This window comes from Rhizobium sp. A22-96 (assembly GCF_053521805.1).
The window spans coordinates 587486-604342 of sequence record NZ_JBNWDQ010000005.1 but is presented as its reverse complement, the minus strand read 5'-3'; the positions used below and the strand labels follow the sequence as shown (position 1 = coordinate 604342).

Sequence of the window (16857 nt, the reverse complement as noted above, 5' to 3'; positions counted from 1 at the left end):
ATTCTTTTTGAAAAGCGCCATTTTAGGCTATCCGGCTGCGCCGCTGCCGACGCTCTTCTCACTGCAAATGACCATCGTCAGGCCCGAAACAAATTCTCCGCCATGAACTTCACAAAGGCCTGTATTTTGGGAGACAATTGACGGCTTGAGGGCCAAAGTATGCGAAATTCACCGACGTCCTCGACATGATCTCCCAGAATGGAGATCAGATTCCCATCCGCGATTTGGCGATCGATGGTGAAGAGCGGCAGACAGGCAATGCCAAGCCCGGCTTCGGCCATACTGATCAGCGGCTCGAGCGTGCTTGCCATCGACGCTACAGGCAATTCCAATTTTCCCACCCCGCTATCATAGCGCAATGGCCAACGCTCCAGCCTGCCAGTTGACGGGTATTTGTGATGAAGACATCTGTGCGCGGAAAGATCCTCCGGCTTCTGGGGAATCCCGAAGCGGTCGAAATACTCCTTTGACCCGACGACACGGTGGGAAAATCGTCCCAGGGTTCGCACCATCAAGCGACTATCGGCAATGTCGCCCGTTCGCACCACGGCGTCGAATCCCTCTTCGATGACATCGACCAACCGATCCGTAAAATCGAGATCGATCATGATCTCCGGAAAGGCGCACATGAATTTGGTAATCGTCGGCATGAAAAGCATGCCGGCGAGAGGCAGGCTCACGCGGAGCCAGCCACGAGGCGCGGCGATGGTTTGCGATAACTCCTGTTCCGCTGCCTCGATCTCGGAGAAAATGCGCCGGCAACGCTCGAGGAACATGATGCCCTCGGCCGTGATCGCGATGTTGCGGGTATTTCGATGAAACAGACGTACGCCGAGCCTTTTCTCCAAGCGAGCCATGGTCTTGCCGACGGCCGATGAGGAAACCCCGAGCATCTCTCCAGTCCGCACGAAACTACGGGTTTCTGCGGCAATCACGAACACATTCAACGCAGCGATATTGTCCATGGCAGGATCCAATTGCGGACGCCTATGTCCGTTATCTGCGGAGTACTAGCCCATTTTTTCGGCCTTTGTCGCCAGCTATCTCCCGCAGCGGCGGCAAATTCCGCCTGACATTTGAACGGAGATCGCATGACCCAGTCCCATAAAGCCGAATTCCAATTTGCTCCCGAGCCCACCGTGTTCGTCGTGAACGTCATTCACGCACATCCGGGCAAGCAGGAGGAAGCATTCAAAATCATTCAGGATGTCGTGCACTATGTTGCTGAACGGAAAGAAGGATTCCTATGGAGCAACCTGTCGAAGAGCACTGATGGCAAGACCGTCGTAAATATCGAGGCGATCCGCGACGAGAACAATGTCGACGAATTCTTCTCCGATCCGGCCTTTCTCGAAAAATTCAAGAAGCTCGATACCGTCTCGGACAGCGAATTCCACATCTATAAGGTTTCCGACCTCGTGCTTCCGGGTCAGATTACAGGATAGGTATTCTCGCCTTTTCGATTAAGCACTGACGATCGTAAGGGTCGAAGCCATCAGCGCAACGGTGACGATTGCGCCGATGGCAGCTCAGGCCACCAACCTATTCCGCACATCGGCTGCAAGTTGCTGCATACGGTCGATCGGCGCGTGGCCGATCAGCATGAAGGCATGGGTGGCGCTCGACCAGTAGACGACATTCATGCCGCGGCGACTTTCCATGTCCGGCGCGGCCGCGCCCTTTGCGGATTGGACGATGCAAAGCGCCATGGGACCGCTCTCGGGATCGAGATAAGCGATCTGTGCAAGCGGCTTGCTGTCATAGTTCAGGATCTGGGCGCGCTTGAATTCGACACCGGGTATGGCGACCGTTTCCGGCGCCAGCGACAGGCCAAGCTTGGAACCGACCTGGTTCAACTGTGCTACCTGCTGCGTGCGGTCACCGGCCGGCGCGCTCAGGGTATCCGTCGTATAGAGCGAGAGATATTCGGCAACCACGGCACGCCATTCGCTATCCTCATCCGGCTTGGCCAGGCGATGGCCGATGGCCGTGACGGCGCGGTCGATGGCAATGGCGGCCACGAAGCTCGCGGCAACAGCCGCAAGGAAACCGCGACGGCCGATACCGGCGGCGCCAACCTTCTGTTCGCCCGCGGCGGGAATAGCTGCGAGCATGGCATCCAGTTTCGCAGCAGGCGCCTCGGCAAGCATCGGCGCGAATGCCTCGCTGAAGGCCAAGGAACTGCGTGACAGGAAATCAAAACGCTCCGCCACGCGCTCGTCGTCGGCGATCAGTCGTTCGATCCTTTCGCGGTCGACCGCGCTCAACTCGCCATCAATGAAGGCGGTGAGCAGTTCGTCCGCGGGCATCTGTCCTTTGTCCAATTCAGTCATTTCCGTTCCCCAGTCGTCCGCTTCCGGCAGACCGTCCGTCCGCCGCCACCCCCATGCCTTCGGCAAGCTTTGCCCGCGCCGCCGCCAGCCGGCTCATGACTGTGCCAATCGGCACATCCAGGACATCCGCCACCTCGCGATAGGAAAGCCCTTCGACGTAGGCGAGGAACACCGCGGTGCGCTGCGCTTCCGGCAGCGCCTGCACCTGCTGCAACACCTGGCCGGCGAGAATATGCGTCTCGGTCTCGCGCGCACCGTCGAAGACCAGCGTCTCGTCGGCATCGACGAAGCCTTGCCCCATGCGCACCTTGCGCGAGCGGACCTCGTTCAGCCAGATCGAATGCAGGATCGCAAACAGCCAGCGATCCAGACGCGTGCCCGCTGTAAACTGCGCTGCTCGCTCCAGCGCTCTGACACAAGTCGCCTGAACGAGGTCATCAGCCACATCGCGCTGGCGCGACAGCACGACGCCATAGCGCCACAGCCGCGTCAGATGTTGGGACAGGCCTGCCCTGATATCCTCTTCGCTCGCTATGGCATCCTCCGCGACTTCAGCGTTTCGGGAAGCCGCCGACCTTTTCGGCGGCTCCGATGCTATCGGACTATAAGCAGAAATCGCGCCACGAGCGACCGGCATCACTCCCATATCCCTCGCAAAGCTCCCTGCTTGTCGTCAGCGGTGAACCGAACCGGGCCTCAAAGGCTCGACGGGTTCAGGATCGCGGCGTGGAGGTCACGGTATTCCTCGCACGTCGTGTTGCCGCAGAGCGCCTTGATCGTGTTCAGCTGATCCTTGGCAAGGTCCATCTGGCCCTTGATGACATAGGCTTCGCCGAGATATTCGCGCACCAGCGAGTATTTCGGGTCCATGGCGACGGACTTGGTGTAGTAGGAAATACCCTCATCCGTGCGGCCAAGCTTGCGGGTGGCATAACCGCGATAGTTCAGCGCTTCAGCCGTGTTCGGGTTCTTCATGGTATCGAGAACCGCCAACGCTTCCTGGTAGCGATGATCCTTCTTGGCCAGCGAATAGGCATAATCGGCGCGGTTTTCGTCGGTGATATTGGCGCCCTGCTGCTTCACGCATTTCTTGGACTTCTGGTCGTAGATCTCGCCTTTCTTGCAGGTCGGCGTCGTGCTCGAATCGTCGCCGGCTGCAAAGACCGGAACGGCGAACGCGCTGAAGGCAAGGCCTGCGCCGAGGGCGATGGAAGCCAGGCGGAATGCATTGGTGGTCATGGAATGTCTCCTTGGCAAAATGGACGTTGCGAGGAGAGAACACACCGCCTGCCGCTTTTATTCGAATTGCCGGAGAATATTTTCTGCGCGCCGATCCCCGGCGACCGTCACTCTTTCGTGACCGCCCGTGCATCGAATAGATATCGATCGTTGCGTGTTTCACTCCGCATGCCCTCCAAGGGCCGCAGGAGAAACCCGTGATCGATACCGTCAAACTTCTAAGCCTTGCCGTCGCCACCCCCGACCACATCATCCTCCAATCGGACGCCGCGGAGACGGCCGGCCGATTGTTTTCCGAGCGCTTTCGCGACTTCAAATATCTGGCCCGTGTGTTCGACAGCGCCGGCATCCGCAAGCGTCACGCGGCACGGCCGCTTTCCTGGTTCGAACAACCGCATGGCTGGCAGGACCGCATGAGCGCCTATACCGAAGTCGCATCCGATCTCTTCCGGCAGACCGCGACAAGGGCGCTCAAACGCGCCGGCCTGGAAGCCCATCAGGTGGATTGCATCGTCACCGCGTCTTCGACCGGCGTTGCGACACCCAGCCTTGAAGCGAGGCTCGCCGGCGAGATGGGCTTTCGCTGCGATATCGAGCGGGTGCCGATCTTCGGGCTCGGCTGCGCGGCTGGCGTCTCAGGTCTTGCCATTGCCTCGAAGATGGCAAGGAGTCGGCCGGGCGCCGTGGTTCTCTTCGTCGCGATTGAGCTTTGCTCGCTGGCCTTCCGTCTGGATGAGCTGACGAGGCCCAACATCATCGCCACGGCCCTGTTCGGCGATGGGGCGGCGGCATGCATCCTGAGAGCGGGAGACGGCGGCATCGCCGAAATCGAATCGACGGGCGAACATCTCTTCCCCGACAGCCTCGGCATCATGGGCTGGAAGATCGATGATACGGGCTTCGGCATTATCCTCGAACAATCCCTGCCCGTCTTTGCCGAGACGCATCTGAGAGCCGCCATCACGGGCATTCTCGATCGCTCCGGGCTCTCGCTTTCCGACGTCGATCGCTTCATCTGCCATCCCGGCGGCGCCAAGGTGCTTGCGGCGCTGGAGAGTGCGCTTGGTCTTGAGCCCGGCTTGCTCGATATCGAACGCGAGGTGATCGGCGACTACGGCAACATGTCGTCGCCGACGGTGCTGTTCGTGCTGGAGCGGGCGATCGCCGCCGGATTGCCGCCGCGCTCGGCATTGCTTGCCATGGGGCCGGGGTTCACGGCGAGCTGCATTACCCTGAGGAGGGTCGCATGATGCTCTGGCCATCGATCGCGCTTCTAAGTTTCGTCACGCTACAGCGGCTCGCCGAACTGGTCTATGCCAGACGCAACACCGCCGCGCTCCTTGCCCGCGGCGCTCGGGAATATGCGGGCGCGCACTATCCTTTCATGGTGGCGATGCATGCCGCCTGGCTGATCGGCCTGTGGTTGCTCGCCATTGGCAAGCCGGTCGATCCGCTCTGGTTCGTCCTGTTCATGTTGCTGCAGGGATTGCGGCTTTGGGTGCTGGCGACGCTTGGGGAGCGTTGGACGACGCGCATCATCATATTGCCCGGCGCGCCTCTCGTGACGAAAGGACCCTATCGTTTCCTCAGCCATCCCAATTATGCAATCGTCGTCGGCGAGATCGCCGCGCTGCCGCTTGCCTTCGGCATGCCGCTCTACGCTGCGATCTTTTCCGTGCTCAACGGCATCATTCTTATCGTCCGCATCCGCGCCGAAAACGCTTGCCTGAAACAGAGTGTAACCTGACCGCATTTTTCATTTGCGCCGCTGAAATTTGGCAGGCATTTTCGATGCTTAGTTCACGGCCCCGGCAAGAAAAGAGGGCCGTGCGGCAAGGCAATGAGCATGCAGGTAGCAGGGTAAAATGACAAAGGACGCAATCGTTCTCGGCGCCGGCATCGTCGGCGTTTCGACGGCAATCCATCTGCAGCGGCGGGGGCGCCAGGTCTTCCTCGTCGACAAGAAGGAGCCGGGCCGGGAAACGTCCTTCGGCAATGCTGGCCTCATCCAGCGCGAGGGCGTGGTTCCCTATGGCTTTCCACAGCAATTCGGCCTGCTGCTGCGCTATGCCTTCAACAACCGCGTCGACGCGCATTATCACCTGCGCGCCCTGCCTTCGCAGATTGCTTTCCTCGCCCGCTATTGGTGGAATTCCAACACCAAGCGTCATGAGATGATCTCGCGTGCCTATGCGCCCTTGATCGAACATTCGGTCAGCGAGCATCACGACCTCATCGAGGCCTCGCATGCCGAAGAGCTGATCCGCAAGAACGGCTGGGTGGAGGTGTTCCGCACAAACGAAAAGCGCGACGCGGAGTTTGCCGAAGCCGAGCGCCTCAACCACGAATTCGGCATTGGCTACGATGCGCTGACAAGCGCGGAGCTGGCGGCGGCGGAGCCGCATCTCAGGGGTGGCTTTGCCGGTGCGCTGCGCTGGCGCGACCCATGGTCGGTGCTCGATCCCCATGGGCTGACATCAGCCTATCGCCGCTACTTCGAGAGCATCGGCGGCCGTGTGACGACCGGTGACGCCGTCTCGCTCGGACGGGCCGGATCTGCCTGGAGAATGGTGACGGCGGACGGCTCGATCGAAGCGGAAGATGTCGTCGTGGCGCTCGGTCCCTGGGCCGATCTGGTGACGAAGCGCTTCGGCTATGCCTTTCCGCTCGGTGTCAAGCGCGGCTATCACATGCACTATGGCGCCGAGGGCAATGCCGTCCTCAACAACTGGACGCTGGATGCCGAACGCGGCTATCTGCTGGCGCCGATGAGCCGCGGCATACGACTGACGACCGGAGCCGAATTCGCGCGGCGCGACGCGCCGAAGACGCCGGTGCAGCTCGACCGGGCCGAGGCTGTCGCTCGTAGTGTTTTCCCGCTTGGTGAACGGCTCGATCCGGAGCCCTGGATGGGCGCCCGTCCCTGCACGCCCGACATGATGCCGATCATCGGCAAGGCGCCACGTCATGACGGACTATGGTTCGCCTTCGGCCATGCGCATCACGGTCTGACACTCGGTCCCGTGACCGGCCGCGTACTCGCCGAGCTCATAACCGGCGAGAAGCCCTTCATCGATATTTCGGCCTATGCGCCTGGCCGGTTCGCGCCCTGAACGCGAGCCTAGCGAATTGCCGCGAGAGCCTTGATGGAGGCGTCGACAATGCCGTCGATCGTATCGTCGATATCGATGGTGACGACGCCAGGCTCGCCGGTCGGCACTTCCAGCGTCTGCAATTGGCTTTCCAATAGCGAGGCCGGCATGAAATGGCCCTTGCGCTCGCCCATGCGCTTGGTCAGCAGTTCCTTGGAGCCATCGAGATAGACGAAATAGAGATGGCCGCCGGCAGCCGCCCGCAGGCGCTCGCGATAAATGCGCTTTAGCGCCGAACAGGAGACGGCGATCCCCTCACCCTTGGAAAGGCTCGCGGCGATCTCCTGGCCGATCTTTTCGAGCCACGGCCAGCGATCCTCGTCGGTTAGCGGAATGCCCTTGCTCATCTTCTCGACATTGGCAGCAGGATGCAGCGCGTCACCTTCGATGAAGTGCACGCCGAGCCGGGCCGCCACGCCCTCACCGATCGAGGTTTTACCGCTGCCGCTCACGCCCATGACGATGAGGGCAAGTGGAGTGTCTTGATTGTTGCGCATGGAGACCGTCCGGAACGAATGGATTCAATCGGGCGCGGCCGGCCTGGCCAGACACGCCCGATTCGCAACTTGGATCAATCCAGCGGAAAGAAACAGGAAAATTTATGCGTTCCCTCGCCCGTCAATTCCGGCTCGACCTGCCGACATTGCTCCTGAGCGCGCCAGCAGCGCGGGTTGAAGTGGCATCCTTTCGGCGGGTTGAGCGGCGATGGCAGCTCGCCCTGCAGACGGATGCGGTTCTTCTCGCGTTCCGGATCGGCGATGGGCGTCGCAGACAGGAGAGCGGCGGTATAGGGATGGCGCGGGCGGTTGAACACCTCTTCGGCCGTGCCTGTTTCGACCGGGCGCCCGAGATACATCACCATGACATCGTCAGCGATGTGGCGGACCACCGACAGGCCGTGCGAGATGAAGAGATAGGCAAGGCCCATCTCTTTCTGCAGGTCCATCAACAGGTTCAGCACCTGCGCCTGGATCGACAGGTCGAGCGCGGAAACCGGCTCGTCGAGAACGAGCACCTTCGGCCGCAGCATGAGGGCGCGGGCAATGGCGATGCGCTGGCGCTGGCCACCGGAGAACATATGCGGGTAGCGGTCGTAATGTTCCGGACGCAGGCCGACGCGCGCCATCATCGCCTCAGCCTTGCTGCGGCGGGTGGCGGCATCGTCATCAGTGTTGATCTTCAATGGCTCCTCAAGGATGGAGCCTACCTTCTGGCGCGGATTGAGCGAGCCATAGGGGTTCTGGAAGACGATCTGCACGGCGCTGCGCAGGCTGCGGTCGCCGAGCTTTGCCGGCTTGCCATCAATCAGCAGTTCGCCAGCCGTCGGATGTTCGATCATCGTCACCAGGCGGGCAAGCGTCGACTTGCCGCAACCGGACTCGCCAACGACGGCGAGCGTGCGGCCCGACTGAAGGCTGAAGCTGACGCCGTTCAGCGCCTTGACGGTCGCCTCCGGTTTGAAGCTGCCGCGCTTGACGGTGTAGAAACGGGCGAGATCGCGCCCTTCGAGAACAGCGCCGGTCATGCGGCACCTCCTGCTGCTTGCGTGGCGGCAATACCGGGATGGCCGAGCGGCTTGCCGTGTTCCAGCGGATAGTTGCAAAGGGTTCTGCCCAGAGCGACATCCTGGCGCGTAACGCCCTTGTCGCATTCCGGCGTGGCAAAGGAACAACGCGGCGCGAAGAGACAGCCCGTCGGACGATCATGCTGACCGGGGACGACGCCGGCGATGGATGGCAGGCGTTCACCGACCACGGCACGCTCCGGCAATGCCGAAAGAAGCGCCGCCGTATAGGGGTGATGCGGATCGCGGAACAGGGCCTTAACCGGCTGCTCCTCGACCTTCTGGCCGGCATATTGCACCTGCACGCGCTCGGCCGTTTCGGCAACGACGCCCATGTCATGGGTGATGAGCACCAGCGCCATGCCCTGCTCCTGCTGCAGGCGCACGAGCAGATCGAGGATCTGCGCCTGGATCGTGACGTCGAGCGCGGTGGTCGGCTCGTCGGCAATCAAGAGCTTCGGATTGCAGGCAAGCGCCATGGCGATCATGACGCGCTGGCTCATGCCGCCCGACATCTGGTGCGGGAAGTTCGACAGGCGATCTTCCGGCGCAGGGATGCCGACGAGGTTCAAGAGCTCGATCGAGCGTTCGCGCCGTGCCTTGCGGTCGAGGCCCATGTGGATGCGCAGGGTTTCGCCGAGTTGGAAGCCGACCGTGAAGCACGGATTGAGGCTCGACATCGGCTCCTGGAAGATCATCGCCATGTCCTTGCCGATGATCTTGCGGCGCTGACGCGAGGAGATGCCACGCAGATCCGTGCCATCGAAGGTCATCCGGTCAGCGGTGATCTTCGCCGTCCACGGCAGAAGCCCCATCATGGCGAGCATGGAGACCGACTTTCCGGACCCGGATTCGCCGACGATCGACAGGATTTCGCCCTTGTCGCACTGGAGCGAGACACCGTCGACTGCCCGGAACAGACCGGACGAAGTCTGGAATTCAACGGTGAGATTTTCAATATCGAGAAGTGCCATTACGACCTCTTCAGCTTCGGGTCGAAGGCATCGCGCAGGCCATCGCCCATCAGATTGATGGCGAGAACCGTGATGAGGATGCAGAGACCGGGAAAAGTGACAAGCCAAGGGTTGCTTAGGAAGAATTCGCGCGAATCCGCGAGCATCGTGCCCCATTCCGCCGTCGGCGGTTGGGCACCCTGACCGAGGAAGCCGAGCGCTGCCGCATCGAGAATGGCGGACGAGAAGGCGAGCGTCACCTGCACGATCAGCGGCCCAAGACAGTTGGGCAGGATCGTCTTGAACATCAGCCGAAACGACCCAGCTCCGGCGACGCGCGAGGCGATGACATATTCCTTGTCGCGCTCCGCCATGACCGAGGCGCGGGTCAAGCGAACGAAATGCGGCTGGTAGGTAATGGCGATGGCTATCATCGCATTCGTGAGCCCGGCTCCGAGAATCGCCACCAACACGAGGGCGAGCAGCAGCGAGGGGACGGCGAGGATGATGTCCATGACGCGCATGATGATGGTGTCCGTGTAGCCACGGACATAGCCGGCGACAAGGCCAATCAGGACGCCGACGATCGCGGAAACCGAAGCGACGACGAGGCCGATAAACAGCGAATACCGCGTGCCATAGATGAGGCGCGACAGCAAATCGCGGCCAATGGCATCCGTACCGAGCAGGAAGCTGCTGTTGCCGCCTTCCGCCCAGACCGGCGGCAAGCGCTGCAGGTTACTGCCGTAAGCGGCGTCAGGATTATGAGGTGCGACGACGCCGGCGAAGATCGCCAGCAAGAGAACGAAGACGAAGATCGCAAGACCGATGACAGCGCCTTTGTTACGAGAGAAATAGTACCAGAACTCCGCAAGAGCGGAGGGGCGGTCGGATTTGACACTAACCGTGCTCATGGGCCGCTCCTAATGACGAATGCGTGGATTGATGAAGCCGTAGAGCAGGTCGACAGCGAGATTGACGGACATGACAATGCCGGCAATCAGCAACAGACCACCCTGCACCACCGGATAATCGCGCTTGGTGACGGCATCGATCATCCATTTGCCGATGCCCGGCCAGGAGAAGATGCTTTCCGTCAGGATGGCGCCGCCAAGCAGCACACCGGTCTGCAGGCCGATCGTGGTGATGACGGGGATCATGGCGTTGCGCAGCGCATGCACGGAAACGACGCGCAGCGGCGACAGGCCCTTCGAGCGGGCGGTGCGGACATAGTCTTCACCGAGCACTTCCAGCATCGCCGAGCGCGTCTGACGGGCGATGACGGCAAGCGGGATGGTGCCGAGAACGATGGTCGGCAGGATGAGCGAATTGAGAGCGGACCAGAAGGCACCCTTCTGGCCGGAGAGCAGGCTGTCGATCAGCATGAAACCAGTGATCGGCTTGAAGAAATAGATGAGGCCGATGCGGCCGGAAACCGGCGTCCAGTGCAAATAGCCGCTGAAGAAGATGATCAGCAACAAGCCCCACCAGAAGATCGGCATGGAAAAGCCGACAAGAGCCACGCCCATGACGCTCTGGTCAAACCATGTACCTCGCTTGACGGCGGCGAAGACACCGGCCGGAATACCAAGACAGGCTGCCAGGATCATGGCGCAGAGCGATAGCTCCAGCGTTGCCGGGAAGAAGGTGAAGAAGTCGGTCAATACGTCACGCTTGGTGGTGATCGAGGCGCCGAAGTCGCCGTGCACGACGTTCCAGAGATATCTGCCGTACTGGACGATCATCGGCTGGTCGTAGCCGAGATCATGCGAAATCTGCGCATGGCGTTCCGGCGACATGACGCGTTCGCCCGACAGCAGCATGACAGGATCACCCGGAAGCAGGCGAATGAGCGAAAAGGCGACAATTGAGACGCCGAGGAATGTCGGAATCAAGACCGCAAGGCGGCTGAAAAGAAATCGCAACATGACAGTTGTCCAAATTTTTCCGGCGGCCAGACAATGTGCCTGACCGCCGGGTCGCCCGGCCTAGCCGGGCATTCTCACAGATTTTTCGTTATTCGGCGATATCGACGCCGTCGAAGCGGTGAACACCAACCGGATCCTGATGGTAGCCGGAGACATTCTTCGTCATCGGGATGAACTCTTCCGAATGGTCGATGGTCATCCACGGTGCTTCGCGCTTGAAGACAACCTGGGCCTGTTCGTAGAGCTTGGTGCGCTCCTTGATGTCAGCCGTCTGCTTGGCCTTCTTCACCAGATCGTCGAATTCCTTGTTGCACCACTGTGCGCGGTTGTTGCCGCCGACGGCATCGCAGCCGAGCAGCGTATCAAGGAAGTTGTCCGGGTCGCCGTTGTCGCCGGTCCAGCCGAGGATCGCCGCGCCATCGCGGTCCTTCGCGGCGGAAAGCTTCAGGTACTGAGCCCAGTCATAGGTAACGATCTCGACCTTGACGCCGATCTTGGCAAGGTCTGCCTGCATCAGCTCGGCAGCGCGACGAGCGTTCAGCATGTAGGGACGCGACACCGGCATCGCCCAGATCTTCATGCTGAGATCCTTGACGCCAGCCTTTTCAAGCAGCTTCTTGGCTTCTTCCGGCTTGTAGGCGTCGTCCTTCACTTCCTTGTTGTAGGACCACATGGTCGGCGGGATCGGGTTGGTTGCAACCGTGGCCGAACCCTGGAAGACGGCGTCGACGATGGCCTGCTTGTTGACAGCCATGTTGATCGCCTTGCGGACTTCAACCTTGTCGAAAGGAGCAACCATCGTGTTGTAGGCGAGGTAGGACACGTTCAGACCGGCCTGCTCGAGAACCTTGAGGTTCTTGTCGGCCTTGAGGTCCTTGATGTCAGCTGCGTTCGGGTACGGCATGATGTTGCATTCGCCGGACTTCAGCTTCTGCGCGCGGACGGATGCATCCGGCGTGATCGCAAAGACGAGATCGTCGATCTTTTCCTTGCCCTTGAAGTAGGTTTCGTTGGCCTTGTAGCGGATGACGGCATCCGGCTGATAGGCGACGAAAGCGAACGGACCGGTGCCGAGCGGCTGCTGGTTCATCTGCTCCATCTTGCCATCGGCCTGCAGCTTGTCTGCATATTCCTTCGACAGGATCGAGGCGAAGTCCATTGCGAGGTCGGCGAGGAACGGAGCTTCCGGACGGTTCAGGACGAACTTGACCGTGAGGTCGTCAACCTTGTCGATCGACTTGATGAGCTTCGGGAAGCCCATGCCATCGGCATATTCATAGGAGCCGCCGGCGACATACTTCGCCCATGGATTGTCGGTGCCCAGCTGACGGCTGATGGAGAAAATGACGTCATCGGCGTTGAGGTCACGCGTGGGCGTGAAGGAATCGCTCGACTGGAACTTCACGCCCTTGCGGAGCTTGAAGGTGTATTCCTTGCCGTCGGGGGAAACGGTCCAGCTTTCAGCGAGGCCAGGCTCGATCTCGGTGCTGCCGTGCTTGAATTCGACGAGGCGGCTGTAAACGGTACGCGAAGAGGCATCGAAAGTATTGCCTCCGGTGTACAGGCCCGGGTCAAAGCCTTCCGGCGAGCTTTCCGAGCAATAAACAAGTGTTTTCGACCAGGCGGACGTTGCCATGACCGAAGCCAGGGCTGTCACTGCCAGCAGGGCAGAAATCTTTTTCATGATATCGTTTCCCAGATTTGTTATTCTTTTGAAACCGTGGACACCCCATAGGTTCCCATTCGGATCGCGCCGATGGAACTTTATTTTAAGTTTGAAAGCAACAAGCGCCGCCTAAATTTTTTCCAAATTGTAGAGTTTGGAAATTTTCGGACGAAAAAACCTCTGGATTGGTAATATTCTGCCGAAATTTTGCGTGATTTTATCAGATTCAGGATGATTTGACGCTTTCCCATCGCGATCCGTTCATCATCCACTGCCCGGATACGAGGCAATAAAAACAAAAATCCGCGGCTGCCGACAGCAACCACGGATGGAAAGCATCAAACGATTGAACGCGGACGATCAGGCCGCGGGTGCAGTGATCGACGGCTTCTTGGCGATCACCCGGTGATCCACATCCGTCAGGCCGAGCAGGAAGTTGATCTGCGGGCGCGCCTTGACGAGATCATCGATGGAATATTCGGTCAGAACATCGAAGAACGCATTCAAGGCCTTGCGCAGCGCCGAATTGAGACCGCAGCTATCGACCAGCGGGCATTCTACGACGCCGTCCTCGAAGCATTCCGCCATGGCGAAGCTATCTTCCGTTACGCGAACAACGTCGAAGAGGCTGATCGCGGTTGCCGCTCTGCCGAGGCGAACGCCGCCGTTGCGGCCGCGAACGGTTTCAACGAGGCCGGCCTTTGTCAGCGGCTGCAGGATCTTGAACAGGAAGAGCTCGGAGACGCCATATGCCTTCGCGATCTCCGGGATGCGACTCAGATGGCCGTCATTGGCAGCGCAATACATCAACATGCGCACTGCGTAATTGGTCTGTTTCGTCAAGCGCATGCCGATCTCCTGGAATCGAGGCTGCTTAGGGGGTCGGATGGTATATAGTGGCTTTCTTAGTTTTGAACAATTCCAAAATATGAAATTAATATTCACGTATTTCGAGAGCCCGGGTAACGCACTCATTTCGCACAGCAGGCCTATACCGCTCACAATGGAGGCGCAGCGGCGCCTGAGCTGAAGCGCTTAAGGCACGGCAATCCAGACCGCCATTTCACAACCACCCGGTTCGCGGAAATGAAAGCGCCGGCCGCCGGGGAAATCAAATGCGGGGCGGGTTATGACACCGCCGGCAAACTCGACCGCGCGCTGGGCGGCTTCCAGATCGGTGGTGCGGACCACGGGCAAGGGTGCGCCCGCCGCCTCCCCGGCATTCCCGTCAATACCGGCATCTATGCCGGCTGCTTCGATCACGTGGTAGGTCGGCCCATAGCTGATGAAGCTCCAGTCAAAGGCTTCCTCGAAGAAGCGCCGGGTCTTGAGGCCATCTTTCGACGGAAATTCGAGATAGTCGATCTGATAGGTCGCGGACATCAACGGCCCTCCCATTGTTCTCGTTTTGTTCTAATCCAAAACGACGATACAGACAAGATCACTCTATCGAAAACCAATGCAATAAAAACCGCCGCCCGCAAATCTGTCGGGCGACGGTCGATGCCAGTCTAAAATCGCGACGCTTATTTCATCGTCGGCATGACGAATTCAGCACCGTCCTTGATGCCGGACGGCCAGCGGGCGGTAATCGTCTTGGTGCGCGTCCAGAACTTGATCGAATCCGTACCGTGCTGGTTGAGATCACCGAAGCTGGAAGCCTTCCAGCCGCCGAATGAGTGATAGGCGAGCGGAACCGGGATCGGAACGTTGACACCGATCATGCCGATGTTGATGCGCGAGGCGAAGTCGCGGGCGGCATCGCCGTCGCGGGTGTAGATGGCAACGCCGTTGCCATATTCGTGCTTCATCGGCAGCTCGAGCGCGTCTTCATAGTTCTTGGCACGCACGACCGACAGAACCGGTCCGAAGATCTCGGTCTTGTAGATATCCATGCTCGGCGTGACGTGGTCGAACAGCGTGCCACCGACAAAGTAGCCGTCTTCATAGCCCTGCAGCTTGAAGCCACGGCCGTCGACGACGAGCTTGGCGCCTTCCTCGACGCCACGGTCGATCAGGCCGGTAACGCGGTTGTAGGCATCCTTGGTGACGAGCGGGCCGAGATCGGCCTTGTCGTCGGTATAGGGGCCGATGCGCAGGGATTCGATCTTCGGCACCAGCTTCTCGACGAGACGGTTGGCGGTATCCTCGCCAACAGGCACTGCGACGGAGACCGCCATGCAGCGCTCGCCAGCCGAGCCGTAGCCGGCACCCATCAGGGCGTTGACGGCCTGATCCATGTCGGCATCCGGCATGATGATCATGTGGTTCTTGGCGCCGCCGAAGCACTGGGCGCGCTTGCCGTTCATGGCAGCCGTGCCATAGACGTAGCGGGCGATCGGGGTGGAGCCGACGAAGGAAACGGCAGCAATATCCGGATCGGTCAGGATGGCATCGACGGCGGTCTTGTCGCCGTTGACGACGTTGAGGATGCCGGCCGGAAGGCCTGCTTCGATCATCAGCTCGGCAAGGCGGAGCGGCACGGAGGGGTCACGCTCGGACGGCTTCAGGATGAAAGCGTTGCCGCAGGCGATCGCAGGCGCAAACATCCACATCGGGATCATGGCCGGGAAATTGAACGGCGTGATGCCGGCGCCAACGCCGACTGCCTGGCGGATGGAGTACATGTCGATCGCCGGGCCGGCGCCTTCGGTGAACTCACCCTTGGCGAGATGCGGAATGCCGCAGACGAATTCGCAGACTTCCAGGCCGCGAATGAGGTCGCCCTTGGAATCCTCAACCGTCTTGCCATGCTCCTTGGAAAGCAGGGTCGCCAGCTCGTCCATATGCTGGTTCAGGAGCTCGACGAACTTGAAGAAGACGCGAGCGCGGCGCTGCGGATTGGTGGCGGCCCATTTGGGCTGCGCTGCCTTGGCATTTTCGACGGCGGCGCGGAGTTCCTCGACGCTGGCGAGCGAGACGGTCGCCTGCACTTCGCCGGTTGCCGGATTATAGACGTTGCTGGTGCGTCCGCTCGTGCCGGCGACGTGCTTGCCGCCGATGAAATGACCGATCTGTTGCATGGGTGTGCCTCCTCGTTTTCTTGGATGGGTGCAGGATCGCACTTCAATTTGCACAAATCAATGAGCTGTTATAAGCAACCGTTGTGCAAAAATTAAAGCCCTGGATGTGCAAATGGATTGGGACGACGTCCGCATGTTTCTCGCCGTGGCTCGCACGGGGCAGATTCTGGCCGCATCCAAGCGGCTCGGCGTCAACCATGCCACGCTTTCCCGCCGCGTGACGACGCTCGAGGAGCGGCTGAAGACGCGGCTGCTCGTGCGCCGCACCAATGGCTGCGACCTGACAGCGGAGGGCGAAATTTTCCTGCATGCTGCCGAGCGCATGGAAACCGAGATGCTGCGCGCCCAGGCAAGCATTGGCCATCTTGATACCGCCATTACCGGCACGGTGCGCATCGGCGCGCCGGATGGCTTCGGTGTCTCGTTCCTGGCACCCAGGCTCGGGCGGCTGATCGCCCGCTATCCGGAGCTGCGCATCCAGCTCGTGCCCGTTCCCCGGTCCTTCTCGCTGTCGCAGCGCGAAGCGGATATCGCCATCACGCTGGAGCGCCCCGAGCAAGGCCGGCTCGTCTCTTCCAAGCTGACGGACTACACGCTCGGCCTCTATGCCTCGAAAGCCTACCTGGAACAGGCCGGATTGCCGGATAGCATCGAGGCGCTGAAGCTGCATCCCCGCGTCGGCTATGTCGAAGACCTGATCTTTACCGCCTCGCTGAATTTCTCCGGCGAGATCATGCGCAGCTGGGATGCATCCTTCGAAATTTCCACCGCCATCGGCCAGACGGAAGCCGTTCGCTCCGGCGCCGGCATCGGCATCCTGCACGATTATGTCGCCAGGCAATTTGCGGAGCTGACCCGCATCCTGCCGGATGTATCGATCAAGCGCGCCTACTGGACGACCTATCATGAAAGCGCGCGCGATCTGGTGCGGGTGCGTACCGTCGCCGACTTCCTGCAGGAGCTGGTCAGCGAAGAGCGGCGGATGTTTTTGTGAGGGTA

General features: G+C 60.4%; 18 protein-coding genes. 5 read left to right on the top strand and 13 right to left on the bottom strand.

Annotated features, from left to right (window positions below; translation table 11 throughout):
• Positions 1 to 77 precede the first annotated feature (77 nt).
• On the bottom strand, positions 78 to 965 hold the full coding sequence (locus tag ACQZ6F_RS24465) for a LysR family transcriptional regulator (RefSeq protein WP_449094375.1): 888 nt from the start codon (positions 963 to 965) through the stop codon (positions 78 to 80).
• 126 nt (positions 966 to 1091) lie between these two features.
• Here ACQZ6F_RS24465 and ACQZ6F_RS24460 point away from each other — a divergent pair, with 126 nt between their 5' ends.
• Positions 1092 to 1445, top strand: a complete 354-nt coding sequence (locus tag ACQZ6F_RS24460; protein ID WP_077471368.1) for an antibiotic biosynthesis monooxygenase — start codon at positions 1092 to 1094, stop codon at positions 1443 to 1445.
• An 84-nt stretch (positions 1446 to 1529) separates the two neighbouring features.
• On the opposite strand, the gene ACQZ6F_RS24455 is transcribed toward ACQZ6F_RS24460, so the two are convergent.
• Genes ACQZ6F_RS24455 through ACQZ6F_RS24445 form a run of 3 tightly spaced genes read right to left on the bottom strand, consistent with a single transcriptional unit; the run spans position 1530 to position 3572 of the window.
• Positions 1530 to 2333 carry an anti-sigma factor family protein gene (locus tag ACQZ6F_RS24455; protein WP_449094374.1) on the bottom strand — a complete coding sequence of 268 codons (804 nt, stop codon included), beginning with the start codon at positions 2331 to 2333 and terminating at the stop codon, positions 1530 to 1532.
• Complete coding sequence (locus tag ACQZ6F_RS24450) at positions 2326 to 2970, bottom strand: RNA polymerase sigma factor (protein WP_449094373.1); 645 nt, start codon at positions 2968 to 2970, stop codon at positions 2326 to 2328. The genes ACQZ6F_RS24455 and ACQZ6F_RS24450 overlap by 8 nt, the downstream gene beginning before the upstream one ends.
• 59 nt (positions 2971 to 3029) lie before the next feature.
• Positions 3030 to 3572: a tetratricopeptide repeat protein gene (locus ACQZ6F_RS24445; protein WP_077471366.1), complete on the bottom strand. Its 543-nt coding sequence runs from the start codon at positions 3570 to 3572 to the stop codon at positions 3030 to 3032.
• 197 nt (positions 3573 to 3769) lie between these two features.
• On the opposite strand from ACQZ6F_RS24445, the gene ACQZ6F_RS24440 reads away from it, so the two are divergent.
• The 3 genes from ACQZ6F_RS24440 (at position 3770) to ACQZ6F_RS24430 (ending at position 6685) form a co-directional block, all read left to right on the top strand.
• A complete protein-coding gene (locus tag ACQZ6F_RS24440; RefSeq protein ID WP_449094372.1) occupies positions 3770 to 4822 on the top strand; it encodes a type III polyketide synthase in 1053 nt (350 codons plus the stop codon).
• Positions 4822 to 5319 (top strand): isoprenylcysteine carboxyl methyltransferase family protein, encoded by a 498-nt coding sequence (locus ACQZ6F_RS24435; RefSeq protein ID WP_449094417.1) that lies wholly within the window; start codon positions 4822 to 4824, stop codon positions 5317 to 5319. The genes ACQZ6F_RS24440 and ACQZ6F_RS24435 overlap by 1 nt, the downstream gene beginning before the upstream one ends.
• Before the next feature lie 118 nt (positions 5320 to 5437).
• Positions 5438 to 6685 (top strand): NAD(P)/FAD-dependent oxidoreductase, encoded by a 1248-nt coding sequence (locus tag ACQZ6F_RS24430; protein WP_449094371.1) that lies wholly within the window; start codon positions 5438 to 5440, stop codon positions 6683 to 6685.
• A gap of 8 nt (positions 6686 to 6693) precedes the next feature.
• Here ACQZ6F_RS24430 and ACQZ6F_RS24425 read toward each other — a convergent pair whose 3' ends face one another.
• From ACQZ6F_RS24425 to ACQZ6F_RS24385, 9 genes are all read right to left on the bottom strand, one after another.
• Positions 6694 to 7221 carry a gluconokinase gene (locus ACQZ6F_RS24425; RefSeq protein WP_077471363.1) on the bottom strand — a complete coding sequence of 176 codons (528 nt, stop codon included), beginning with the start codon at positions 7219 to 7221 and terminating at the stop codon, positions 6694 to 6696.
• A 74-nt stretch (positions 7222 to 7295) separates the two neighbouring features.
• Complete coding sequence (locus ACQZ6F_RS24420) at positions 7296 to 8249, bottom strand: peptide ABC transporter ATP-binding protein (RefSeq protein WP_077471362.1); 954 nt, start codon at positions 8247 to 8249, stop codon at positions 7296 to 7298.
• Positions 8246 to 9262, bottom strand: a complete 1017-nt coding sequence (locus ACQZ6F_RS24415) for an ABC transporter ATP-binding protein (protein WP_077471361.1) — start codon at positions 9260 to 9262, stop codon at positions 8246 to 8248. The genes ACQZ6F_RS24420 and ACQZ6F_RS24415 overlap by 4 nt, the downstream gene beginning before the upstream one ends.
• Positions 9262 to 10155, bottom strand: a complete 894-nt coding sequence (locus ACQZ6F_RS24410) for an ABC transporter permease subunit (protein ID WP_077471360.1) — start codon at positions 10153 to 10155, stop codon at positions 9262 to 9264. Before ACQZ6F_RS24410 ends, ACQZ6F_RS24415 begins: the two co-directional genes overlap by 1 nt.
• A gap of 9 nt (positions 10156 to 10164) precedes the next feature.
• Positions 10165 to 11169, bottom strand: a complete 1005-nt coding sequence (locus ACQZ6F_RS24405) for an ABC transporter permease subunit (RefSeq protein ID WP_077471359.1) — start codon at positions 11167 to 11169, stop codon at positions 10165 to 10167.
• 88 nt (positions 11170 to 11257) lie between these two features.
• On the bottom strand, positions 11258 to 12853 hold the full coding sequence (locus tag ACQZ6F_RS24400) for an ABC transporter substrate-binding protein (protein ID WP_077471358.1): 1596 nt from the start codon (positions 12851 to 12853) through the stop codon (positions 11258 to 11260).
• Positions 12854 to 13195: 342 nt separating this feature from the next.
• On the bottom strand, positions 13196 to 13684 hold the full coding sequence (rirA, locus tag ACQZ6F_RS24395) for an iron-responsive transcriptional regulator RirA (RefSeq protein ID WP_068396983.1): 489 nt from the start codon (positions 13682 to 13684) through the stop codon (positions 13196 to 13198).
• A 186-nt stretch (positions 13685 to 13870) separates the two neighbouring features.
• The gene (locus tag ACQZ6F_RS24390; RefSeq protein WP_077471357.1) at positions 13871 to 14218 is read right to left on the bottom strand and encodes a VOC family protein; all 348 of its coding nucleotides are present in this window, start codon (positions 14216 to 14218) and stop codon (positions 13871 to 13873) included.
• 143 nt (positions 14219 to 14361) lie between these two features.
• Complete coding sequence (locus tag ACQZ6F_RS24385; protein ID WP_077471356.1) at positions 14362 to 15858, bottom strand: CoA-acylating methylmalonate-semialdehyde dehydrogenase; 1497 nt, start codon at positions 15856 to 15858, stop codon at positions 14362 to 14364.
• A gap of 112 nt (positions 15859 to 15970) precedes the next feature.
• Between ACQZ6F_RS24385 and ACQZ6F_RS24380 the strand changes: the two genes are divergently transcribed.
• A complete protein-coding gene (locus ACQZ6F_RS24380) occupies positions 15971 to 16852 on the top strand; it encodes a LysR family transcriptional regulator (RefSeq protein WP_449094370.1) in 882 nt (293 codons plus the stop codon).
• Positions 16853 to 16857 lie beyond the last annotated feature (5 nt).